Source organism: Nocardia cyriacigeorgica (genome assembly GCF_029868385.1).
In the GTDB taxonomy this organism is placed as follows: Bacteria; Actinomycetota; Actinomycetes; order Mycobacteriales; family Mycobacteriaceae; genus Nocardia; species Nocardia cyriacigeorgica_F.
Window position 1 is genome coordinate 96229 of record NZ_JARWNX010000054.1, and the last position, 23468, is coordinate 119696.

The 23468-nt window shown below is 68.0% G+C and carries 23 protein-coding genes; 16 read left to right on the plus strand and 7 right to left on the minus strand.

The window, feature by feature from the left end:
• Positions 1-31: 31 nt before the first annotated feature.
• Entirely contained in the window at positions 32-385 is a 354-nt protein-coding gene (locus QH168_RS17190; RefSeq protein ID WP_280235664.1) for a hypothetical protein, read from the minus strand.
• 260 nt (positions 386-645) lie between these two features.
• On the opposite strand from QH168_RS17190, the gene QH168_RS17195 reads away from it, so the two are divergent.
• Positions 646-2157 carry a hypothetical protein gene (locus QH168_RS17195; RefSeq protein WP_280235665.1) on the plus strand — a complete coding sequence of 504 codons (1512 nt, stop codon included), beginning with the start codon at positions 646-648 and terminating at the stop codon, positions 2155-2157.
• 10 nt (positions 2158-2167) lie between these two features.
• On the opposite strand, the gene QH168_RS17200 is transcribed toward QH168_RS17195, so the two are convergent.
• On the minus strand, positions 2168-3007 hold the full coding sequence (locus QH168_RS17200) for a DUF72 domain-containing protein (protein WP_280235666.1): 840 nt from the start codon (positions 3005-3007) through the stop codon (positions 2168-2170).
• A gap of 61 nt (positions 3008-3068) precedes the next feature.
• On the opposite strand from QH168_RS17200, the gene QH168_RS17205 reads away from it, so the two are divergent.
• A complete protein-coding gene (locus QH168_RS17205) occupies positions 3069-3548 on the plus strand; it encodes an RrF2 family transcriptional regulator (RefSeq protein ID WP_280235667.1) in 480 nt (159 codons plus the stop codon).
• 62 nt (positions 3549-3610) lie between these two features.
• Here the strand turns inward: QH168_RS17205 and QH168_RS17210 are convergent, their stop codons facing one another.
• Positions 3611-4006, minus strand: coding sequence for a hypothetical protein (locus tag QH168_RS17210; RefSeq protein ID WP_280235668.1), 396 nt, complete (start codon positions 4004-4006; stop codon positions 3611-3613).
• 2 nt (positions 4007-4008) lie between these two features.
• Here QH168_RS17210 and QH168_RS17215 point away from each other — a divergent pair, with 2 nt between their 5' ends.
• Positions 4009-5205, plus strand: coding sequence for an MFS transporter (locus QH168_RS17215; RefSeq protein WP_280235669.1), 1197 nt, complete (start codon positions 4009-4011; stop codon positions 5203-5205).
• Between the two features lie 172 nt (positions 5206-5377).
• Here QH168_RS17215 and QH168_RS17220 read toward each other — a convergent pair whose 3' ends face one another.
• Positions 5378-5881, minus strand: coding sequence for an Rv3235 family protein (locus QH168_RS17220; RefSeq protein ID WP_280235670.1), 504 nt, complete (start codon positions 5879-5881; stop codon positions 5378-5380).
• A 400-nt stretch (positions 5882-6281) separates the two neighbouring features.
• Between QH168_RS17220 and QH168_RS17225 the strand changes: the two genes are divergently transcribed.
• A complete protein-coding gene (locus tag QH168_RS17225) occupies positions 6282-6983 on the plus strand; it encodes a metal-dependent hydrolase (RefSeq protein WP_280235671.1) in 702 nt (233 codons plus the stop codon).
• Between the two features lie 14 nt (positions 6984-6997).
• Here QH168_RS17225 and QH168_RS17230 read toward each other — a convergent pair whose 3' ends face one another.
• From QH168_RS17230 to QH168_RS17240, 3 genes are all read right to left on the minus strand, one after another.
• Positions 6998-8269, minus strand: coding sequence for a sensor domain-containing diguanylate cyclase (locus tag QH168_RS17230; RefSeq protein WP_280235672.1), 1272 nt, complete (start codon positions 8267-8269; stop codon positions 6998-7000).
• A 36-nt stretch (positions 8270-8305) separates the two neighbouring features.
• Positions 8306-9115: an SAM-dependent methyltransferase gene (locus tag QH168_RS17235; protein ID WP_280235673.1), complete on the minus strand. Its 810-nt coding sequence runs from the start codon at positions 9113-9115 to the stop codon at positions 8306-8308.
• A gap of 212 nt (positions 9116-9327) precedes the next feature.
• Positions 9328-10839 (minus strand): flavin-containing monooxygenase, encoded by a 1512-nt coding sequence (locus tag QH168_RS17240; protein ID WP_280235674.1) that lies wholly within the window; start codon positions 10837-10839, stop codon positions 9328-9330.
• Positions 10840-10909: 70 nt separating this feature from the next.
• Here QH168_RS17240 and QH168_RS17245 point away from each other — a divergent pair, with 70 nt between their 5' ends.
• The 12 genes from QH168_RS17245 (at position 10910) to QH168_RS17300 (ending at position 23467) form a co-directional block, all read left to right on the plus strand.
• Complete coding sequence (locus tag QH168_RS17245; protein WP_280235675.1) at positions 10910-11935, plus strand: AraC family transcriptional regulator; 1026 nt, start codon at positions 10910-10912, stop codon at positions 11933-11935.
• Positions 11936-11945: 10 nt separating this feature from the next.
• On the plus strand, positions 11946-12683 hold the full coding sequence (locus QH168_RS17250) for a VIT1/CCC1 transporter family protein (protein WP_280235676.1): 738 nt from the start codon (positions 11946-11948) through the stop codon (positions 12681-12683).
• Between the two features lie 58 nt (positions 12684-12741).
• Positions 12742-13536, plus strand: coding sequence for a hypothetical protein (locus tag QH168_RS17255; RefSeq protein WP_280235677.1), 795 nt, complete (start codon positions 12742-12744; stop codon positions 13534-13536).
• 241 nt (positions 13537-13777) lie between these two features.
• The gene (locus QH168_RS17260; protein ID WP_280235678.1) at positions 13778-14632 is read left to right on the plus strand and encodes an MlaE family ABC transporter permease; all 855 of its coding nucleotides are present in this window, start codon (positions 13778-13780) and stop codon (positions 14630-14632) included.
• A gap of 1 nt (position 14633) precedes the next feature.
• Positions 14634-15494: an MlaE family ABC transporter permease gene (locus QH168_RS17265; RefSeq protein WP_280235679.1), complete on the plus strand. Its 861-nt coding sequence runs from the start codon at positions 14634-14636 to the stop codon at positions 15492-15494.
• Positions 15495-15503: 9 nt separating this feature from the next.
• Positions 15504-17027, plus strand: coding sequence for an MlaD family protein (locus QH168_RS17270; RefSeq protein WP_280235680.1), 1524 nt, complete (start codon positions 15504-15506; stop codon positions 17025-17027).
• 153 nt (positions 17028-17180) lie between these two features.
• A complete protein-coding gene (locus QH168_RS17275; RefSeq protein ID WP_280235681.1) occupies positions 17181-18203 on the plus strand; it encodes an MlaD family protein in 1023 nt (340 codons plus the stop codon).
• A complete protein-coding gene (locus QH168_RS17280; protein ID WP_280235784.1) occupies positions 18203-19285 on the plus strand; it encodes an MCE family protein in 1083 nt (360 codons plus the stop codon). The genes QH168_RS17275 and QH168_RS17280 overlap by 1 nt, the downstream gene beginning before the upstream one ends.
• Entirely contained in the window at positions 19285-20382 is a 1098-nt protein-coding gene (locus QH168_RS17285; protein ID WP_432421123.1) for an MCE family protein, read from the plus strand. The genes QH168_RS17280 and QH168_RS17285 overlap by 1 nt, the downstream gene beginning before the upstream one ends.
• A 128-nt stretch (positions 20383-20510) precedes the next feature.
• Positions 20511-21593, plus strand: a complete 1083-nt coding sequence (locus QH168_RS17290) for an MCE family protein (protein WP_280235683.1) — start codon at positions 20511-20513, stop codon at positions 21591-21593.
• A complete protein-coding gene (locus tag QH168_RS17295; RefSeq protein WP_280235684.1) occupies positions 21590-22852 on the plus strand; it encodes an MlaD family protein in 1263 nt (420 codons plus the stop codon). Before QH168_RS17290 ends, QH168_RS17295 begins: the two co-directional genes overlap by 4 nt.
• A 36-nt stretch (positions 22853-22888) precedes the next feature.
• Positions 22889-23467: a hypothetical protein gene (locus QH168_RS17300; protein WP_280235685.1), complete on the plus strand. Its 579-nt coding sequence runs from the start codon at positions 22889-22891 to the stop codon at positions 23465-23467.
• Position 23468 lies beyond the last annotated feature (1 nt).

Below are 23468 nucleotides of genomic sequence, written 5' to 3' on the forward strand. Positions count from 1 at the left end.
AGCCGACCATCGGCTGACCGGCCGGCACGACTCAGGAAGCGCTACCGGTCGACGGGAAAGGGATGATCGGCCACATGTAGTACCCGCCGTAACTCGGGTAACCGTAGCCGCCATAGCCATAACCGCCGTAGCCCGGGTAGCCGTACCCGTAACCGCCGTAGCCGCCGTATCCGCCATAGCCGTAACCGCCGTAGCCATAGCCGTAGTACACGGCGTCGCCGGAGGCGTCCGGCGCCTGCTCGACGGTGTGGATGGGTTCGAGCACGAGCGGCTCGGCGGCGGCGGGGGCCAGCACCAGCGCCGCGGGCACGAGAGCGATCGCGGCGACGGCGGCCACACGGGCGACGCCACGGCGGGCGCGTGCGAGGACAGTGGTTCGGTTCATCGGAACTCCTTGTTCGGATCGCACCGCCGCATACGGTTCGACGATGCCTTGCGCGGTCCGCGCGGTGGTGCGGACTCGCTGTACTTATCTCCGTTTAATGTACCGTTAAACAACGGCACGCTCAATAGGTTTCCAGCGGTATCCGGTAGCCCACACATCCGGCTGCTGCGTACCTCGCATCTGTGGCAGACTCGGCCCGATCACCCGGACCGGCCGATCGGCGACCGGAGACGGAAGGTGATGCGGGAGTTGGGATCGCGATGGATCTGAGCGCCGTCGAGCGCCGGGTGGCCACGGATCGTCGTGCGGCCATGGACCGTTCGGCCGAATCCGAACTACAACTGGCGACATCGCTGTGCGAACTGGCAACCGCCCTCGCCGCGACCAAGGCAGACCCCTCCGCCCGCGACCGTTCGGCCGCCGCGCTGGAACCCGCACAGGAGGCGGTGCTGATCCGCCTGCGCTGGCTCACCAACGGCCATGTCTCCGCCCAGTTCGCCGGACAGGTCCAGGACGCGCTGCGCATCCTGGAACAGGCCGCGCGCGCCATCGGGCACCGGGAACTGGCCACCGCGACCATCCGCGACGCCTGCAACGCCTACCGGCACGTGGCATCCACCCATCCCAATGCCGCAGGCGTCTGCGCCGACGGACTGTCCAAATGCGGTGTGTGGCTGTGCCGTCTCGACCCGGGCGCGGCCGTCGCGGCCACCGAGGAAGCGGTGCGGATCCGGGCCGGGCTCTTCGCCGCCGACCCCGATCAATCCAGCAAGTATCTCGCCAGCCTGAACACGCTGCTGCGCACGCTGATGGTCGGCAGACAGCGCAAACAGGCCGTCGCCATGTACCGCGAGCGGTACGCCGCGCTCACCTCGCCCGCGATGACCACGGCCATGCGCGAGACGAAGATCGGCGAGATCGGCTTCACCGGTAAGACACTCGGCGCGCTGACCAAACTGGACTGCCCCACCCTCGAACGCGCGGGCAGGCTGACCCAGCAGCAGATCCTGTATCAGAGCGCGGGCGATCTCTCCACGATCGAGGAGATCAACTGGAATCTGGCGCTGGTCGGATTGAAACCGCTGGCGGCGGGTGCGCTGCCCGATCCGCCCTCCAAGCCGGTCGATATCGCCACCTCGTTCGGCGCGCTCGCGGTGCGCTGCTCCGCGACGGATGCGCTCGCCCAGATTCGCGCGGCGGTCATCGCGGCCTATGCGGTCGACGATGCGCACCCCGTCGATATCTCCGCCTTCCACGGTGTGGACCGCACCCACTGGAGCACACCGGATCCCGAGCTGAACACCGCCGACCGACTCGGCGACGATCTGGTGCTGATCGAACGGCTGTCCGGCAGCTGGGTCGCGGTGCAGAGCTTGAACTGGGAGATCGCGCCTGTCGGCAGACATCCGCTGGCGCTGCGGTTGTCGCAGCGCTGGCCGGTGGTGAGCGTGACGACCGTCGAGCAGCTGTCCTATGAACTGTGCTGGTACGACCAGGGCGTGCCGACGCAGTACGCGGCGCTCGGCCGTCCCGCCGAACCCACACCGCTGAATACTCCGTTGGCGCCCTTGAACTTCGGTGTGCTGGCCGATTACGGCGCCGACTACGCCTCGGAGACGCAGGTGCGCGCGGCGTTCGGCAACACTCCCATGTTCGCCAAGCTGACCCAGCTGCCCGCCAGCGGTATCCGGCAGGCCGTCGAGGCGCGTCCGCTCACCGACTACGGCGAGCACGCGCTGTCGTTCCGCGGTGGTGCGGGACGGGCCTCGTAGTTCGGTGCGGTCAGAACAGCGTCATCGGTTCGGTCGACACAGGCTCCGGTAGCGGCTCGAGTTCCGGGACCGCGGCGCGCACCTCGTCGTGGAAGCGGCGGGCCAGCTCGGGTGCGGCGGCATTGTCGGGCGTGTGCAGGAACACCGTCGGCGACCGGCCCTCCCGCAACCACTCCGCGACGGTGCGGACCCACGGCTGCCAGCCCGCCACCGTGGGTTCGATCGCGTCGCGACCGTGGTAGCGCACGATCGGATATTCGGTGAGCGCACGCATACGGCGCGGCAATCGCGGTTTCTTCCCGCATGCCTCGCGTTCACCGTCGCTGGTCGGCGCCGAGCCGAAAAGCGTTGTGGTGTCGAACGGTATCCATTCGGCGTCGACGCGCGACAGCACACGTTCCAGGTCGCGCGCCGGGGCGCCATCGGTGAAGAACGCACCGTGCCTGACCTCGACCGCCACGCGATACCCGTTCGGCAGGCCACGCAGAAAGGCGGCCAGCACACCGAGGTCGGTGGGCCCGAAGGAGCCGGGCAGCTGGATCCACAGGGCGTGCGTGCGCGGGCCGAGCGGTTCGATCGCGTCGAGGAAGGCACGCAAGTCGGCGTCCGCGCCGTGCAGTCTGCGGTCGTGGGTGATGGTGCGCGGCAGTTTCACCACGAAGCGGAAGTCGGGGTCGGTCTGCGCGGCCCACGTGGCCACGGTGGCTCGCGAGGGGGTGGCGTAGAAGGTGGTATTGCCTTCCACGGCCGTGCACCAGCTGGCATACCACCGCAGACGCTCCCCCGCCGGTAGCTGACGCTGCTGCCAGTGCGGATGCGTCCACATCGCACATCCAACGTGAAGCCGCATGTTCCCGACGCTAACGCACCCGCCCGACAACCCTTTAATCGGTATATGTAATATCCCCTTCATGCGCATGGGCGAAGGCGTCGAATGGGGTATCCACTGCTGCCTGACCATTGCCTGGCTCGAGGATCAGGGACCGATCCCGACGGCCAGGCTCGCGCACTGGTTCGACCTGCCACAGCAGTATCTGAAGAAGCGGCTACAAGCCCTGGTACGCGCCGAAATCCTGACCTCGATCCCCGGCGCGCGCGGCGGTTTCGAACTGGCGCGGCGACCGGAACGGATCACCCTCATGGATGTGGTGACCGCGATCGAGGGCCCGGATGAGGCGTTCCGCTGCACCGAGATCCGCCGCGACGGCGTCGGCGCCACCGCACCGGCCACCCGCTTCGCCACACCATGCGGCGTCGCCACCGCGATGCGCAAGGCCGACCTGGCCTGGCGGCGCGAACTCGCCGCCCAGACCATCGCCGACCTGATGGCGCGGACGCCCGAGAGCACCGTCACCTGGACGCGGCGCACGTATGCGCAGCTGACCGTCTGAATCAATCCACCACCCGTCGGGTGGTGTACACACAAGGAGAATAGGGATGTCTGATATCCCGATTAATGCCGCTTCCGCTGCCGAGTTACAAGCCGCGTCCGCGTCGTCTGCTGCTCGCGCGTCGACAGCGACACCCACGTCACCAGCTGATCCCACCTCGCCAGCAGCGGCCTCGCCAGCAGCACCCACCCCGCCGGTCCCGGCATCGACAGCACCGATGTCGCCACCGACACCCACGTCACCAGCAGGTTCCACCTCGCCAGCAGCAGCGCCCACATCACCAGCAGCGCCCACATCACCAGCACCTCCGGCGTCGCCAGCAGCGCCCACCTCACCAGCACCTCCGGCGTCGCCAGCAGCGCCCACCTCGCCAGCGCCAGCGCCAGCGTCGACGGCGACCGCGAGGGCGACGGCGAGGGCGACGGCGACGGCGACGGCGACGGCGACCGGTACCGCACGGGTGGGCGCGCAGGGGCTCGGTGCGGTGTGGATGCTCGCGCTCGGCACCTTCGCTGTCGGCACGGATGCCTTCGTCGTGGCGGGATTCCTGCCCGAGATGGCCGGGTCGCTGTCGGTGTCGACGGCGACGGCCGGGCAGTCCATCACCGTCTTCGCGGTCGCCTATGCGGTGGCCGCGCCGGTGCTGGCCACCGTGACAGCACGGATTCCACGGCGTGCGTTGCTCGTCGCGGCGCTGCTCCTGCTTGGTGCGGCGAATCTCGGCTCGGCGTTGGCCCCCGGCTTCGGTTTCCTGTTGGTCACCCGTGTGCTCGCGGCTCTCGGCGCGGCGATGTACACACCGAACGCGGGTGCGGTGAGCGCGGTGCTGGTCCGCCCGGACATCAGGGCGCGGGCATTGGCGATCGTCGTCGGCGGATTGACGGTGGCCACCGCGCTCGGTGTGCCGCTGGGCAATGTGGCGGTCCAGTGGCTGAATTGGCGCGCGGCCCTGGGGATTGTCGCGGCGCTGTGTCTGCTGGTGGCGGCCTGGTTGTTCCGGCTGATCCCACCGCTGCCGGGGAATCCGCGGGTGCCGCTGCGGGCGCGGCTGGCGGTGTTGGCGAAACCGGCGGTGGCGACGATCCTGCCGCTGACGGTGATCGGTATGGCGGCGGGCTATGTGGCGTATGCGTATACGGTGCCCGCGCTGGCGAGTGTCGGCGTCGCGGAGCATGCGGTGACGGTGATGCTGTTCCTGTACGGCGCGGGTGCGGTCGCGGGAAATCTGCTGTCCGGATATGCCACCGATCGCTGGGGCCCGTCGCGAGTCCTCGCGATCGGGTACACCACCATGGCCGTCGCGTTGACCGCCCTGACGTGGATCGCGGCCGCCGACCTGCGATCACTGCTGCTCGTCGGCCCCTTGGTGCTGCTGTGGGGTGCGGGCACCTGGTGCCAGACACCCGCGCAGCAGCATCGGCTCATCGACGCGGCGCCGGGCGAGGCCGCGCTCGTGGTGTCGTTGAACGCCTCGGCCATCTACGCCGGAATCGGGCTCGGCACAGTTCTCGGTGGCGGCGTGGTCGGCGCGCGCGAGGGCACCATCTTCGGCGTCGGAGCGTCGATCGCGGTGGCGGCGTTGATGTTTCTCCTGGTCACCGGCTCGTATACGGTGAATAGCAGGCGAAACGACGAAGCAACGACACAAACCGTGTGAGCGGGCGACGACCTTCTCGATCACCGTCGCCGGCAGCAACCCGCCGCAGCATGAACACCAGGGGCGCGCGGGGATGGGCTCGCGGCGGGGAAGTGCCCGCCGCGACTTGGGTCGCCCGCCACCACCGACACGAGCGCGGGTGGCCCGCCGGGTCCACGCTCTGAGCCGTCGCTCAGAGCAACCGCAGCACCGTCACCTGCCAGCCTCGACGCTTGTGCGCGATCCGGCCCGCCAGGGCGAACGTCTGCTCGCCGCGCGTGTAGGTGCCGCAGATCTCGGCCGTACGTTCGTCGACCAGCATCACCCGCACCCGCGCGGGCACCGCGACGCCCAGCTCGCGCCCCGGCGCGCAGGCACCGGCGATCATGGTGCGCATCGCCGCGGCGACCATGGGATCGGCGAGGGCGGCCAGCTGCGCGAAGGGCCTTCGGCCGTCGACGACTTCGAGCACGACGCGCATCGCCCGACCGGCGAAGGCACGGGCTTCCCGAACGCTCGCCGGTTCCGCCCCGGCCGCGCACGCCCCACGCAATGTACGGCGCATACCGGCGGGAACCGTTCGGGCCGCGGCGGATTCCCGCAGCGCCGGACGCGCATGACACGATCTGGCCGTATCGGGCTCCGAGCGCGGAATCGGTGCTGCCCGGCCGAGCGCGGTTCGCGCACCCGCCCGCATTCGGCGAGGGTCCCTGTCCGGCATGTATGTCGATATCGGCGGCTCGTACCGCGGAATCGGCGTGAGCCACGGACGTTCTTCGATCATCCCCAACCCCCTTGCACCGAATCGCGTCGACGCGTTCGGAGAACCTCAGGATGACAAAGGCGCAGGGCCCGGTAAAGACCTCGAGCGGTTCGGGTTTCATATCCACCGTCGGGTCGGCGAGTCCGATTCCGCCGGGTGTTTCGCAGCGCCAACCCGTTCGCCATCCGCGGCGAAGCGCATCGGCCGGGTTCGGCCACCGGGTACAGCGTCGCGGTAACGACGCAGGTCGACGCGGTGCGCCGGAGTTTGTCTGTGAGTGTTGCTAAGTTCTTCGGGCACATGACGGTCCACCGGTTGGGGGGAACAGAGAAGTATGCTCGGGCACTCGCATGCCACCAGCGGTGCGCTGGCCTTCGCGGCGACGGCGACCATGGCGCCGGTCGCGGTCTTGGAGTTGGTCCAGGGCCCGGTGCGGGTGAGTGCCATGGAGCTGGTGCTCGGCACCATCATCACGGCGGGTGCCGCGCTGGTGCCTGATATCGATCATCCGAAGGGCACCATCGCGCATTCACTCGGACCGGTGACTCATCAACTGGCCAAGGGTGTTTCCCTGGTGTCGGGTGGGCACCGGCATGCCACCCACAGTTTCGCGTTCGTGCTGCTCGTGGGCTGGGCCACCTGGGCGGGGCAACATGTGTGGGGTAAGTACTTCACCTTGGGGCTGATCTTCTTCATGCTGGCCCTCGGTGCGCGGGCCCTGCATCTGTGCCCGTCCGGTGATTCGCTCAAAGCGTATGGACCGTGCATCCTGCTGGCAGGTGGTGGCACTGTGTTGATGGCGCGCTGGCTGCCCGATGTCCCACCGTGGTTACCGTTCGCGATCGGTCTCGGCGCACTCGTCCACCTGATCGGCGACTGCCTCACCGATAAGGGCTGCCCGCTGCTGTGGCCGCTGAACAAACGGCTCGGGATTCCGCTGATCTCACGCACCGGCAACAAGATCGAGACCTGGCTGCTCACCCCTGCGATGACCTTGGCGACCATCGGCCTGCTCTACGTCCACACCGTCCCCTGACCGAACAGTCCAGGTCACTGCGCGCGGGTGCGCGAGGGCTTGTTCCGGTACATGGCGGTATCGGCGGCGTGCATGGTCTCGTCGACGGCGGCGGGTGGTTCCTCCAGGTAGACCGTGCCGATACTGGCGCCGATGCTGATGGGCCGTTCGCCGATCACCATCGGGCGGGTCAGCGCGGCCAGCAGATCGGCCCGCAATGCGGTGAGCTGATCCTCACCGGTGCACTCCTGCACCATGACGATGAACTCGTCGCCGCCGATGCGCGCGGCGAGCCCGCCGACCGCAGCGACGCCCTCCTGCAACCGCTCACCGACCACCCGCAACACCTGGTCGCCGACGGTATGCCCCCATTCGTCGTTGACCTCCTTGAAGCCGTCGAGATCCAGATAGCAGACACCCACGGGCGGCCTGGCGCTGGCGAGCCGATCGAAGAACAGTCCGCGGTTGGGCAGGCCGGTGAGGCCGTCGTGATTGGCGTCGTGCCACAGCTGGTCGGCCAACATCTTGCGGTCGGTGACGTCGACGGCGACACCGATCAGGAAGCGCACCCGCCCGGTATGGTCGCGGACCGCGGACATCGACAGATCGATGCAGGCCACGGCGCCGTCGGCGCGCAGATGGTCGGTTTCCAGCCGGAACCGGTCGATGGTGCCGGCGAGCAGCTGCTTCATCTGGGCGTAGGCCCGTCCGATATTGGCTTCACCCACCAGTTCGGCGACCGGACGCCCGGGCATGGACTCCGCCGGCAGGCCGAGCATCTCGGCGAGTGCGGCGTTCACGTCGAGCACCCGCCCGTCGACGTCGACGGTGCCGATGCCCACCGACGCACCGGCGAAGACCGCGGCGAAGCGGGCTTCGGAGAGCTCGCGCCGGGATTCGGCGGTGCGCGCCGCGCCGAGGGCTGCCGATAAGGTCGCCTCTTGTTCGGTCAGGGCCGCCGAGCGCAGGGCGGCGGTGAAACCGGTGGCGAATTCGGCGGCGACGAACACGGCGTGCTCGTGCACCGTCGCCGCGTCGAGCCCGTGGATTCGTGCGGTGTGATCGGCCATGGCGCCGAAGATGACCGGGATGGTGCGCCCGACGGCCTGTGGATCGCGATAGTTCGCGCCGACCAACGCCGCCGCGGTCTCGCGCGCCGTGCGCGGTTCGGCGATCCCGCGCAGCGCCGCGACGAGCTGTTCGGCCAGTCCGGCCAATAGCTCCTCGATCCGGTCGCGACTCAACGTCGGCGCGACCGCACCGTCGAGCGCATCGGCCCACACCACCGCGAGTTCACCCGCGCACACGATCGCACCCCCTGCCGAATCCCCTGCCGCCCTGCGTCAAACCTTCCGCGCGAGCCCCGCCAGACCGAGTGAGCGGCCGGGCGCTTCGTGCTGATCGCGCTCGGATTCGGGCCGCCAGGCAGGCAGCTCCACCACACCCGGCTCGACCAGGTCCCATCCATCGAACATAGCCTCGATGGCCGCACGGGAACGGAAGTGGATGCCGACGCGGTTGTCCTCGGCCGCCGAGGCACCGAGCTTGTCCGCGTCTTCGGGGCGCAGCGCCGAGGTGAGATGGGAGATCGCGACATAGCTGCCCGTGGGGACCGCCGCGCGGAGTTCGGCGACCTTTCCGGCCGGGTCGTCGGAATCGGCGACCAGATGCAGCACCGCGACCAGCAGTACGGCGACCGGTCGGTCGAAGTCGATGAGGCCGGTATCGCGCACCCGGGCCAGCAGGTCCGCGGGCTTGCGCAGATCGCCTTCGATGGCCGCGGCACCCGGCGCGTCGCCGAGGATGGCCGTGGAATGCGCCACGGCGACCGGATCGAGATCGACATAGAGGACCCGGCTGCCCGGATCGAGTTCCCGTGCGATCTCGTGCACGTTACCGGCGGTCGGGATGCCCGATCCGATATCGAGGAACTGGGTGACGCCCGCGCCGACCAGATACCGCACCGCGCGACGCAGGAAGGCGCGATTGCTCAATGCCAGGCGCGGGAGGTCGGGTACCAGTCGGGTACCCATCTCGGCCGCGCGCCGGTCGACCTCGAAGTTGTGCGATCCACCGAGCAGCGCGTCGTACATCCGCGCCGGGCTCGCCTGCTGCATGTCCACGCCCTCGGGCGCCCACGCGGGCCTGTCCATCGATGACCCCTCTGCTCTCGACGATCGCGATCGGCCCGCCGGCGAGCACGGGTCGCGGCCTGTGTGCTCGTTCACTCCGAACGAACCAAGCGCATGATAGCCCGGCCCACCGACAACCACGCACCACGGCCGATAGGCGACCGAACCCCGTTGCGGATTCAATTACTGTGCACGGGTGTGCTTTTCAGTCCTCGACAACGGTGCGGAACCACTCAGCGCACCACCGACTCGACGGGCGCCCGCACCGCCGAACGCGGGGTGGGGGCCAGGGTCTTGCCGAGATCGGTGCGCATCGTGGTGGCGGAGTCCAGCAGATAGTTCTGCCGCACCTTCCACGGATGACGGTCGCCCTGGCGCGGGAAGTCACCGATAGAGCGCTGAATGTAGCCGGAGGCCAGATCGAGCAGCGGACGCTCGTCGAGTTCGCCGTCCGGGCGCGGCACCACGGCCGCGTACCCGTTGCGGTCCATATGGTTGATGATCTTGCAGACCAGACGGGAGGTCAGGTCCGCGCGCAGGGTCCACGAGGCGTTCGTGTAGCCGATGCAGACGGCGAAGTTCGGCACGCCGGTGAGCATCGCGCCCTGCCAGACGAACTGGTCCGACAGTTCCACCGGCCGTCCGTCCACCACCGGGGCGATACCGCCGAAGGCCAGCAACTGGAGGCCGGTGGCGGTGATCACCACATCCGCGGGCAGCATCCGGCCGGAGGCCAACCGGATCCCCTCGGGTACGAAGGTCTCGATGTGATCGGTGACGACCTCGGCCTGCCCCTTGCGGATGGCTTTGAAGAAGTCGGCGTTCGGCGCCGCGCACAGCCGCTGATCCCACGGGTCGTAGCTGGGCGTGAAGTGTTCGGCCACCGCTTGCTCGTCCTTCAGGATGCGGGTGGCCAAACCGGTCAGCAAGGCGCGCGCGGCTTCGGGGCGGCGGCGGCAGTACTGGTAGAAACCGACGCTGAACAGGATGTTCTTGGTGCGGATCAGCCGATGCGCGAGAGTGGGCGGCAGCGTCGCCCGGAGCCGGTCGGCGATCTTGTCCCGTCCGGGGACCGGGCTGATCCAGGTCGGTGAGCGCTGCAACATGGTGACCAGTTCGGCCTGCTCGGCCATGTTCGGCACCAGGGTGACGGCGGTGGCGCCGCTGCCGATCACGACCACCCGCTTGTTCGCGTAGTCCAACTCCTCCGGCCAGAACTGCGGATGCACCACGGTGCCCGCGAAGGTATCGATACCGGGGAATTCGGGCGCGTGGCCCTGCTCGTAGTTGTAGTAGCCAGCACAGGCGTAGAGGAAATCGCAGGTCAAGGCGCATAGTTCGGTGCCGCCGTGATCATCGCGCTGTTCGAGGGTGAGCGTCCAGCGTGCGGCCGCGGTCGACCATTCGGCGCCGATGACCTTGGTGCGGTACCGGATCTTGCGGTCGATGCCGTTCTCGACGGCGGTCTCGGTGATGTAGCGCAGGATGGACGGGCCGTCGGCGATGGATTGGGCGTCGCGCCACGGCTTGAACGGGTAACCGAGCGTGAACATGTCCGAATCGGAGCGGATGCCCGGATAGCGGAACAGGTCCCAGGTGCCGCCCATGGCGTCACGCGCCTCCAGCACGGCATACGACTTTCCCGGGCATTCGGTCTGCAACCGGTAGGCGGCGCCGATGCCGGACAGTCCGGCGCCGACGATCACCACATCGAGGTGTTCCGGGGCAACAGCGGTCTCGGTCATGGCTCCAGTGTGCGATGGCGGCGGCACCGTCTACTTGACTTCACGCGACAAGTATTTGATTCTGTGCGACATGTCGGTGATTCGTTCCGCCGGACTACGCGGATTCCGGGCGACGGTCGCGGAGTTGGGCGGCAATGCCGAGGAGTTCGCCACCGCCTGCGGACTGCCGGTCACCGCCCTCGACACCGATGACATGCTGGTCCCCGATCAGGCGGTGGCCGCGGTGCTCGAACTGGCTGCGCACCGGCTCGACTGTCCCGACCTCGGCCTGCGCATGTCCACGCGCCAGGATCTGGCCATGCTCGGCCCGCTGGCGTTGGCCATCCGCAGCTCCCCCACCCTGGCCGATGTGCTCGAATGCAGCTCCCGGTACCTGTTCGTGCACGCCCGTTCGCTGAGTCTGGTGCTCGAACCCGACCCGTACGGCGACCGCGGGGTGGTGGCCTTGCGCTATGGCGTGCGGGCGGCGACGGCGATACCGATCCAGGGCACCGACCTCGGGCTCGCCTTCGTACACCGCGCGATCCAGCGGCTGACCGAGGATCGTTACGGCCTGCGTTCGGTGGAGCTGCCGTATCGGCCGCCCGCACCGCTATCGGTATACGAGCAGTACTTCGGCGCGCCGGTTCGCGCCGGGCGACGCGATGCGCTGCTGCGAGTACCCGGCACACTCGCGGCCCGTCAGCTCAGCGGTGGTGACGAGAATCTGCATCGGCTCGCCATGGAGTTCCTGGCTCGGCAGACCGCCGATACCGGCAGCTCGACGGTGCCGAAGGTGCGCGCGGCGGTCCAGCAGCTGCTCGGTACAACACCACCGGAAATCGGTGTGGTGGCCAGGCTTCTGACGGTGCATCCGCGCACATTGCAGCGCAGGCTCGGCGCCGAGGGCACCACCTTCGCCACCGTCGTCGACGAGGTGCGCCGCACCGAGACCCGCCGCTATCTCACCACCACCGATATCTCGATGAGCCAGATCGCCTCCCTCGTCGGGCTCACCGAACAGGCCACGCTGACCCGCTGCTGTCGCCGGTGGTGGCAGCACCCGCCCACCGCCATCCGCAAGAACCCCGCCCTCGCCCGCGCCGCGGTGACATAGGCTGCGGCTCATGGACTCAGTCGGCGGGTCGAGCGGGAGCGAAGCGCCACATTCGGACGAGCCGCACACCGAGCAGCTCGCGACACGGTTGAACTGGCTGCGCGCTGGGGTGCTCGGCGCGAACGACGGCATCGTCTCGACCGCCGGGCTGGTGGTCGGCGTCGCCGCCGCGAACACCGCGACCAGCACCATCTTCACCGCGGGTATCGCCGGGTTGAGCGCTGGTGCCATCTCGATGGCGGTGGGCGAGTACGTCTCGGTGAGCACCCAGCGCGATTCCGAGCGGGCGCTGCTGGCCAGGGAACGCAGAGAGCTGCGCGAGAAGCCCGAATCCGAGCTCGCGGAACTGATCGGCATCTACCGCGCCAAGGGCCTGTCGCCGGATACCGCGCGCAGGGTGGCCGAGGAACTCACCGCCCATGACGCGTTCACCGCGCACGCGGAGGCCGAATTGGGCCTGAATCCGAAGGAACTCACCAACCCGTGGCATGCGGCATTGTCCTCCGCGGTCGCCTTCACCATCGGTGCGCTGCTGCCGTTGCTGGCCATCCTGTTGCCGCCCAACGATCTTCGGATCCCGGTGACGTTCGCGGCCGTGCTGATCGCGCTGGCGCTGACCGGTTCGGTCAGCGCCGGCCTCGGCGGTAGCAGGCGGGGCCGGGCGGTGGTGCGGGTGGTGATCGGTGGCGCACTGGCCATGGCGATCACCTACGGCATCGGCCAGATCACCGACGTATCCGGCATCTGAGATGCGATGTGCACGCGGTGCCATGCCGCGATGGGCCGGTTAGTGCTGTACTTGGCGGGTGAGTTCCGTGTTCGCCGTACTGCCCGCCGCCGCAACAGCTTCGCCGCAACGGGCCGTCGAGCAGTACGAGGCGATCCTGGCCGGGCCGGAGCCGACGGCGCCGCTGCCGGTGGTCGGCGTCGTATCCGCGCAGCTCCGACAGCAGACCGCACCGCTGTCGGTGGAACGACCGGCCGATGGACGCGGGATGCTGTTGCGTGGCGAGTCCGATGATCATCTCGCGTGTCTGTGTGCGGTGCTGCGACTGACCGCCACCCGTGATCTGGCGGTATTCGATGTCACCGAGGGGCGGCTGCACGATCCGCGCACGGCGATCCGCCTCCCGGTGACGGCGGGTGCGCATACCTTTCCGGCGTTGACCGAATCGCTGATGGAGATCCTGATCTCCGATGAACCAGACCTCGACGGCCCGAGGCTCACGCTCGCGCACGGTACGAACACAATCCGTACCAGACAGTTGCCCGACGGTATTCACGAACTGACCTGCCGGACCGACGGCGACCACGCCCGCCTGCTCACCGACGACGCCCCACTGGCTCGCCGAGTGGTCTGGTCCTGGGCTCGCCGGGATTCCTGGTGGCATCAGGCCATCGCCTGGCAGGCCTGCGAGCCGCCGATACCCGCCGATCACGAACCCGCCATCGACGAGATTGCCGCCCTCCGCGCCGAACTCGACGAGCTGCGCGCCGAGGCCGCCGAGATGGAGGCGCTCGATATCGGCGCGGCCATGAACCAGCTGGACGCCCTCACCCAGTCGGTGCTCGATATCGATATCCCCACCCTGGATTTCTGACACCGGGCCGGGAGCCAGCTTCCGTCCGAGACACTGCCCCCGAACGGGTCTACCGGGGAAAAACCAGCGCTGATCGCACCGTGGACCGAAAATCAGCGCGCAACCGCCGCGGAGAATCTGCCCCGAAAGGGTAGCGGCACACCCTTGCGCTTGATACTGTCCCAGACAATTCGCTTCACCGGCGTAGCAAAGCTGGGGAAGCGCGGGGGTCGATTCGCTCTACCTAGCCAAAGGCGGCTGCATGATCAGTACCGGGGAAGCCCTCGATCCGACCGATCGCGAGCGCGTCATCAGGTTCGGACTCGACTACTGGCGTGACCATCCACAACGCTCGGTGGAAACGGCGGGACGGCAGGTCACCATGACCGGACGCGCATTCGCCGAACTGTGCACTTCCCTGGTGCGACGGCGTTTTCCGGTGCGTGAATTCCTGCGGCAGTGCGCATTCATGGCCAACGTATCGGCCACGCCGACACTGCTGGTGGCGATCCCGATCGCGGTGGTGGTGTCGATCCAGGTGGGGTCGCTGGTCAGCCAGGTCGGCGCGACCACGTTCATCGGCGCGGTGAACGGGCTCGGCATCATCCGTCAGGGCGCACCGCTGGTCACCTCGCTGATGATCGCGGGCGCCGTCGGCTCGGCGATGTGCGCGGATCTCGGATCGCGCACCATACGCGAGGAAATCGATGCCATGCGGGTGATGGGGGTGGACCCGATCCGCCGTCTGGTCGCACCGCGATTGGCGGCGGCGGTGCTGATCAGCATGCTGCTGTGCGGTTTCGTGGTGTTCGTCGGCTTCGCCACCGGCTACGTGTTCAACGTCTACATCCAGGCGGGCACACCGGGTTCCTATGTCAGCACCTTCGCCTCGTTCGCAGTGGCGTCGGATCTGCTCGTCGCGATCGGCAAGGCCGCCGTCTTCGGTGCGCTGACCGCGATCATCGCCTGCGATACCGGCCTGAACACCAAGGGCGGACCCGGCGGTGTCGCAAACTCGGTCAACTCCGCGGTGGTCGCCTCGGCGATCATCCTGTTCGCCACCAACATCGTCATCACCCAGCTCTACAACACGCTGTTCCCGGCGAAGGTGCTCTGAGATGGCCTCCTACGTCCCGCCGATGCTGCGCCCCGTCCAGCGACTCGGCACCGCCGCGCGAGTGCCCGCCGAGGCGAGTGTGCGGCTCGGTCATATCGGCCTGGTGTTCGGGCAGGCGCTGAGCGCTATTCCATTCGCGCTGCGCCACTATCGCAAGGAAGTGCTGCGGCTGATCATCGATGTGACCTGGGGCAACGGCTCCTTGGTCGTCGGTGGCGGCACCATCGGCGTCGTACTGATCCTGTGCGGATTCGGCGGCATCACTGTCGGCATGGAATCCCATACCGCTCTCGACCTGCTGACCATGAGCCCGCTCACCGGCGCCATCTCCGGCTTCGCCACCACCCGCGAACTGGCGCCGCTGCTGGCGACGCTGGCTTTCGCCGCGCAGGCGGGGTGCCGGTTCACCGCGCAGATCGGCTCGATGCGCATCGCCGAGGAGATCGACGCGCTGGAATCCATCGCCATCCGGCCGCTGCCGTATCTGATCAGCACCAGGATGGTGGCGGCGATGGTGGCGATCCTCCCGCTCTACAGCATCGGGCTGGCGACGGCGTATCTCACCACGAAGCTGTCGGTGCTGCTGCTCGGCGGTACCACGCTCGGCACCTTCGACCACTACTTCCATCAGTTCCTCGACCCGGTCGATATCGCCTATTCGGTGCTGAAGGTGCTGGTGTTCGTCCTGCTCGCCACGTTCATCCAGTGCTATTACGGGTTCGTGGCCGCCGGTGGCCCGGAGGGGGTCGGGGTAGCCGCCGGTCAGGCCATCAAGGTCACGATCATCATGGTGGTTTTCGCGAATCTGCTGCTCACCATGGCGATCTGGGGCATCGACCCCGGCATCAGGATCTCCGGGTAGGTGGCGGGCATGATCATCGATGCGAGCGGTCGTGGACCATCCAACCGCACGCTCGGCCTGTTCGGGCTGACATTGCTCGCGGCCATCAGCGCTGTGATCTATCTACTCGGCCTGCGCTATACCGGCGCGTTCGACGACCGGGTCGAGGTGATCGCGACGCTGACCAGCACCGGCGACGGGCTGCCCGAGCGGGCGGATGTGAAGTTCCGCGGGATGCTGGTCGGCTCGGTCGACGAGGTGGACATCGTCGCGAAGGGCGAACGTCAGCGAGTGGTGATCGACCTGGAACCGGCTGCTGCCGAGGGCATTCCGGTCGATGTCACCGCGCGGGTGGTGCCCGCCAACATCTTCGGTGTGACCGCGATCGAACTGGTCGACAACGGCGCCGCGCCCCGTGGGCTGCGCCCGGGCTCGACCATCGAACAGGACACCAGCCGCGCCACCACCGAATTGCAGACCACGCTCACCACGCTGCGCACGGTGCTCGACCATATCCAGCCCGAGAAGCTCGGCCGGGTGCTCGGCACTCTCGCCGATGCGCTCGACCCCGGCGCGCGTGCACCGGGTTCGACGATCGAACGGCTGGATATCTGGACCACACAAGTGCGCGCGATCCCCGAAATCGGCGATCTGCTCGGCGATCTGGGCGCGGCGACGGCCGCCATTAGCGCCTCCACTCCCGAGCTGATCGATGTGCTCGCCGCGTCGGTGACCTCGGCGCGGACCATCACCGAACGCCGCACCGGTGTGGTCGCGCTGCTCACCGGCGCTGGCACTGCCATCGACGCGACCAATGCCCTGTTCGCCCGCAATCCCGACGCGGGCAAGGAACTGGTGGCGGGCCTGGACGACACCTTCGGCGCGCTCGCCGCCGACCCCGATGCCATCGCGGTATCGGTCGCCAATCTCAACGAGGCCCTCGGCAAGCTCGCCGGTGTTTTCCACTGGGGACCGAGCAGGCAGATGAGCTGGGCCATCGATGTCACATTCACGCCGTTCCAGCAGTACACCGCCGCGGACTGCCCGCGATACGGGCAGCTGTCCGGGCCGCGGTGCGTCGACGGCTCGGTACCGAATTCCGCACCACCGCAACGGTTGCCACCCGCGCTGATTCCGCGCCATCTGGAGTCGGCCGGGCCGCCGCCGACCACACCGGGAATACCCGGCCTGCCGCAGATGCCGGTGATTCCCGGGCTGCCCGGCATTCCAGCTGTGCCGACGCTGCCATTCCCGCTCCCCCTCGCGCCGGGACCGGCACCGGCACCAGTACCCGTACCCGTACCCGTACCCGTACCCGATCATCCCGCGGCGACCACCGGCGGCCACCCGGACGCGCGCCCGGAACCAGCTCTTTCGGACGACGAACCGACAACACCACCGTCCACCGAGGCATTACGCGGACGCGCCGCCGTCGCCGCCCTCGTCGGCGGCGAACCGAACAGTGCCCAGCTGCTACTGCTCGGTCCGGCGCTCACCGGTGGCTCCGTCACCGTCCACGACACCTCCGCGAGCCCGCGGACAGGAAGTAGATGACATGGCACCTCGCAGAGCCCTGGCGACTCCGGTCCACCGCACGCAGCAACCAGCAGCTGCGATGAGGGATCCGGGCCACCCCCGAACGAGACCGTGGCCCCGCGCCGAACGTCATCGGATTACCGGTGGCCGCACCGAGCCGGAGGCCGAGGTATGAGGTCGCGTGGCGCGATGGCGGGTCTCGCCGTCTTCGTCGTTCTCGCGCTCGGTGCCACGTACACGATCTGGTCGACACTGCAACGTTCGGTCTCCGGTGACACACATACCTACACGGCCACCTTCACCGATGTGCTCGGATTGCGGGTCGGTGACGATGTCCGGATCGCCGGGGTGCGGGTCGGCCGTGTCGACACCATCGAACTCGATGAGCGGCGCAAGGCGCGCGTGGAGTTCTCGGTGCAATCGCACCGGCCGCTGTACACCACTACCAAGGCGCTGATCAGGTACCAGAATCTGATCGGGCAGCGGTACGTTGCACTGGCCGCGGGGCCGGGTGCTGGCGACCGGCTGACCGACGGCGCGTCGATTCCCTTGGCGCGCACCGAATCCTCCTTCGACGTCTCCACACTGCTGGCCGGGTTCGAACCGCTGTTCAGCATGTTGCAGCCCGATGAGGTGAACTCGCTGTCGGAGACGATGGTGCAGGCCCTCCAGGGCGACGGGGTGTCGCTGTCGGCGCTGATCACCCGGGCGGCGGGATTGGCGAGCACGTTCCGGGAGCGCGACGAGATCCTCGGCGCGGTGATCACCGACCTCAGCGGCGTCATCGCGGGTCTGGCCAATCGCAGCAATGAACTGGAAACCCTCATCACCCAATCGCGTGCGCTGGTTTCCGGGCTGTACGAGCAGGGTGCGACCTTGAAGGGCGCCGTCACCCAGGTCGCGGACTCCACGGCGCAGCTCGCCGAGCTGATCGGCCAGGTGGCGCCCGGAATGGCGCAGGCGCAACTGGACGCGACGGCCGGGGTGAATCTGCTGCTGTCCAACGGGGCCCGGCTCGATCGCGCGGCCGTCGAACTACCCGATGTGCTGGCCGGATTGGCCCGGATCAGCGGCAACGGCACCTACATCAGTTCCTATGTCTGCGGTCTCGATGTGTCGCTGTGGGGCGTGTTGTTCCCGCAGGGCGTCTTTTCACAGGTCGGCGGCAACGCGCATTCGGAGGTGTGCCGGTGATGGAGCAGTTCCTCGGACGTCTGCGGCTGATCAACCGCATCCTCGTGCGGTTCGGTCTGCCGAGCCTGCCCGAGATGTGGGCGGCCATCCCCAGCTATTCGCAGAACCGGCACTGGTGGCTCGGACTGGCCGCCGGTGCGGTGGTGCTGGCGCTGCTGATCGGTTCGAGCCTGTTGACGCGGGCCGGGATCGGTCACCGGACGGTCCGCGCCGAGTTCGCCCAGGCCGCCGGGCTGCGGGCCGGCGACAGTGTGGATGTCGCGGGCATCGAGGTGGGGACGGTCGGGCACATACAATTGCGTCGCGACCGGATCGTGGTCGAACTCGCGATCCGCGATGGTCTCACGCTCGGCGCCGACGCGGGTGCGGCGATCGAGATGTCGACGATCCTCGGCAAGATGCACGTCGAGCTGAATCCGGGGACCGGCAGCGGCCTGCCCGAGGATCGGATCCCGCTCGAGCGCACCACCGTTCCGTACAACCTGTCCAAGATCGTCGACGATCCGGTCTACGAGAACTCCTTCGAGCACATCGAACGCCTCGACCCGGACAAGCTGCGAGCCGCGCTCGAGGCGGTGCACCAACAGATGGGCGATTCCCCCGAGCTGACCGCGCAGGCGCTCGACAGCGTCGGGGTGCTGGCCGGGGTGATCGGCGATCGCCGCGATGAGGTGGACAGCCTGCTGAAGAACATGGATGCCGTCTCGCAGCTGGTCGCCGACAATCAGAACAGCGTGCTGATGCTGTTGACGCACGGTCAGGCGATCGGTGACGCCGTCGTCCGGCGTCAGGAACTGATCCGCGGCCTGCTCGACGATATCGCCGCCGTCTCCGCGATCTTGCAGAACATGGGCGTGACCAACGACGGCCAGTTGGGTCCGCTCATCCAGAACCTGAACACGATGTCGCAAGGCTTGCAGCACAACCGCGACAATCTCGACGCCCTCTATCAGGTGATGCCGGTGGCCTTGCGGCAGTTCAACAATGCCTTCGGCAACGGCCCCTACGGCGAGGTCTATCTGCCGTGGGTCTTCCCCGACAACTGGCTGTGCCTGGCGCACGCGGTGCAGGAGTGCCGATGATGATCACCAGCAACCGTATCCGTTTCGCCGTACTCACTCTGGTCGTGGCCTTCGCGGCGGGCTGTTCGGCGCTTCCGCACAGCCTGACCTCGATTCCCGATCGCGTGCTCGGCACCCAGCTGCACATCAGCGCCGATTTCGAGAATGTCGCCGGGCTCTATGTCGGCAACGAGGTGTCGGTGCTCGGCGTGCCCATCGGGCGGGTTGACGCGATCGAAGCCAAGGGCGCCTTCGTCGAGGTGCGTATGAGCATCGACGATGTCGAGTTGCCCGCCGACACCACGGCGGCGCTGGTGTCACCGCAGTTGATCACCAACCGTCATATCGAACTCACCCCGGCCACCACCGCCGACGGGCCCGTCTTGTCCGACGGCGCGCATATCCCCTTGGGGCGCACCAGAACTCCGGTCGAGTTGGACCGCATCCTGCGCAGTTTCGAACAGCTCGGTGACGCCTTGAAAGGCAGCTCCACCGAGGGGCCGATGGCGAGCCGGGTGCTGTTTCCGCTGCTCGACGGCAACGGCGACAAGATCCGCGCCACACTCGACGCCCTGTCCTCGGCATTCGAGGTGACATTGGCCAACAAGGACCAGATCTCCGGCACCATCGTGAAACTCAACGAGATCACCCAGGTGGTCGCCGAGAACGATCGGACCGTCCGCGATTTCAGCGCGCGGCTCACCGAGCTGATGACCTTGATGAGCGATCAGGCGCCCGGCCTGCACGCCGTGGTGACCCAGCTCAACGATTTCGTCACCAATACCAGCGCCGTGGTCGCCGAGAACCGCGAACCGCTGACCTCGGCGCTGAATCGGCTCACCACCATCACCGCGCAGATGCGCGCCCATGCCCGTGGGCTGACCGAGATCGTCGATGTGGGGCCGCTGTTCTTCGAGAACTTCGCCGCCGCGATGAGCCAGGAGCATCGGGCGCTGCGACTGCATCTGCTGACCGATAAATCGCTGCTGGACAACGAAACCCTGTCGTTGTTCTGCGAACGGGTGCAGCTGCGTTCGGATGGCTGCCGCACCGGACGGCTGGAGGATTTCGGGCCCGACTTCGGTCTGACCGCCGCGCTGTTGGGTCTGACGTCATGAACCGCCCGAGTCGACAGCGCTGGTTCCATCACCGTGATACGACCCGCCCGCTGGCCGAGCGCTCGGCCCGGCCGCACGACAGCCACGGCGACGACACGAGCGCGCCCCCGAACCGCGGAGCCGACCGCATGGACGGGCGCCTCCACCGCATGACCGCCGTGGCCCTGGCGGTACTGGCCCTCGGCGGCTGCACCGTCACCATCGACAACCTCCCGCTTCCACAGCCCGGTGTGGACGGCCCGACCTACACCCTGCACGCGGTGTTCGACGACGCCCTCAACCTGCCCGAACGCGCACGGGTCAAGATCGGCGGCACCGATGTCGGCGTGGTCACCGAGATCGACACCGTCGATTTCCACGCCGAGGTGGAACTGGCGATCAGCAGCAGCATCCAGCTGCCGGAAGGCACCCGCGCCGAACTGCGCCAGGCCACGCCGCTCGGCGATGTCTTCATCGCTCTCACGGTGCCCGAACGGAGCCCCGAGGCCGTACCGCTCGCCGATGGCGCCACCATCGACCGCGAGCACACCGCGGCGGGCGCCTCGGTGGAGCAACTGATGATGTCGATGTCGATGCTGCTCGACGGTGGTGCGCTCAACCAGGTCGCTCGGATCACCAGCGAGATGAATTCGATGATCGGTGGCCGCGGCCCGCAGCTGGCGCATCTGCTCACCGAATTGACCGCGACGCTTGACGCGTTGAACCAGCGCACCGGGCAGATCGACAGCGTGCTGCACGGGCTGACCGGACTCACCACCACCCTGAATGCGCGCAAGGCCGAACTGGGCGCCGCCGCCGCACAATTCCCGCCGCTGATCGGTGTGATCGCCGAGAACAATCAGGCGATCGTCGATCTCACCGCGAAGGTGTCGGTCACCATGGCCGCGCTCGGTGACTTCACCACCACCACCGGTGATCGGTTCCGCAGCTTGTTCGACAGTGTGCAGCAGCTGATGGGCGGCTTCACCCGGATGGGCGACAACCTCGCGGGCACCCTCGACGGGTTGCACAACCTCTATCCGTCGCTACAGGCCACCACCGAGGGCACCGGTCTCGCGGTGGGCGCGCGGATCTCGTATCTGAGCCTCGGCGCGCTCACCGATCCGACCGGCAGCAGATTGCCCGACGGCAGTGATCCGGCCGCGTTCGCCGGCAGCCTCGCCCAGGTCCTGGCCAGGGTGCAGGAACGTTTGCAGGGCGGTCACCGATGAGACAACGCATCATCTATCCCCTGCTGCGACTGTTCGACGCCGCGCTGCGACTGGCCGATCGGCTCCTCGATCGCGGTGCGAACATCGTGGTGCGGGTCGCCACCCGGCTGTCGGATCGGGTGACGGTCGTGGCGACGATCGGCATGATCGCGATGCTGGTGGCCGGTTCCGGATATATCGCGGTCGATATCGTGCGGTTCAACCCGTTGCGCGAGACGTACCGGGTGACGGTGTCGATGCCCGGGTCGGGTGGGCTGCTGCCGAACAACGATGTCACCCTGCGCGGTGTGCGGGTCGGCACGGTGCGTTCGGTGCGGCTGTCGGAGGCCGGTGTCACCGCGGTCGCCGACATCGATGCGGGCACCAGGATCTCGCTGGATACCGCCGCCGCGGTACAGCGGCTCTCCGCGGCGGGCGAGCAGTACCTCGATCTGCGTCCGAGCACGGGCGAAGGCCCCTATCTCGCCGATGGTTCGGTCATCGACGCGACGCGGGTATCGACGCCGGTGACGATCGAATCGTTCCTGTCCAATACCGGCGAACTCATCGGCGGCCTGAATCCGCAGCGACTCACCGTCATCGTGGACGAGCTGGACAAAGCCCTCACCGACGGACCCGGCCGGTTGCGCACCGTCATCGCCGGTATCAGCCACGCCATGGCCGGGCTCACCGGAATGCTGCCGCAGACCACCCAGCTCATCCGGAATCTGAGCATCATCGCGGAGACCACCGCCCACGCCCAACCCGATCTGAGCACGCTCGTGCGCGGCTCCGGTGTGCTGTTCGATCAGCTGACCGCCGCCGATCAGGAAGTGCGCAGGCTGCTCGACCTCGGTCCGGGTGAACTCGCCACCCTCGGCGGCGTCATCGCCGAGACCACCGACCCGATCACCGACCTGGTCACCAATATCGTCGCCATCACCCGCGCCGCCCGGCTGCGCACCCCGGCCATGCGGGCGCTGTTCCCCGCGATCCGGCTCGGCTCGGCCGCCATGGGTATTCCGGCGCACGACAACGCCTTCCACACCCTCACCGATATCTGGCCCCGGCCGACCTGTGAGTACGACACCGTCCCCGTCTCCCCCGCCGAGGTCTCCGACGGCCGTGTCCGCCTCCACAACTACTGCGTCACGACCCGCCCCGAGATCCAGATCCGCGGCTCCGCCAACGCTCCGCGGCCCAATGTGCCGGACAACGGCTCCGGTCCCCCACCCGGCGTCACCGGAGACGAACTCTCGGTGCCGTTACCCGCCAAATGATGCCGGTTCGACCGATCCGCCGATGACAGGAGTTCCATGAGCACCACCGATCCCGATCCGACAGAGCCTGTCGACGACAGCGAGGACGGCCGCGTTCTCGAATCCCCGGAGCCACAACAGCGTGGACACCGGCGGATCACCATGGCCGCCATGTGCACCGCGCTCGCCGCCGCCCTCGCCGCCACCGGCTACTTAGCCTTTCGCGCCGAGCAGGTCCGGTCACGTGAGGACGCCAAGGAGGCCGCGCGCCAGGCCGCGTGTGCCTACGCCCCGGTGCTGGCCGACTACAACGCCACGAACCTGGACACCTATTTCGCCGCGGTGCTCGACGGCGCCACCGGGGACTGGAAGCAGGAGTTCGACGCCACCAGCAAGGATCTGCGCGAGGTGCTGGTGCAGGGGCAGGTGGTGTCCAAGCCGGGGCAAGTGCAGTGCGCCATCGAATCCGGTGATGAGAACAGTGCCCGCGCGGTGGTCGTCATCGGGCAGTCGATCAGCAGCGTCGGCACCAACGGACAACCGCGCGAAGGGCAGCTGTCGGTCACCTTGTCCATGCAGCGGGTGGACGGCGCCTGGCTGGTGAACGACGTCGTCTCACCGATGTTGCCGCAATGAC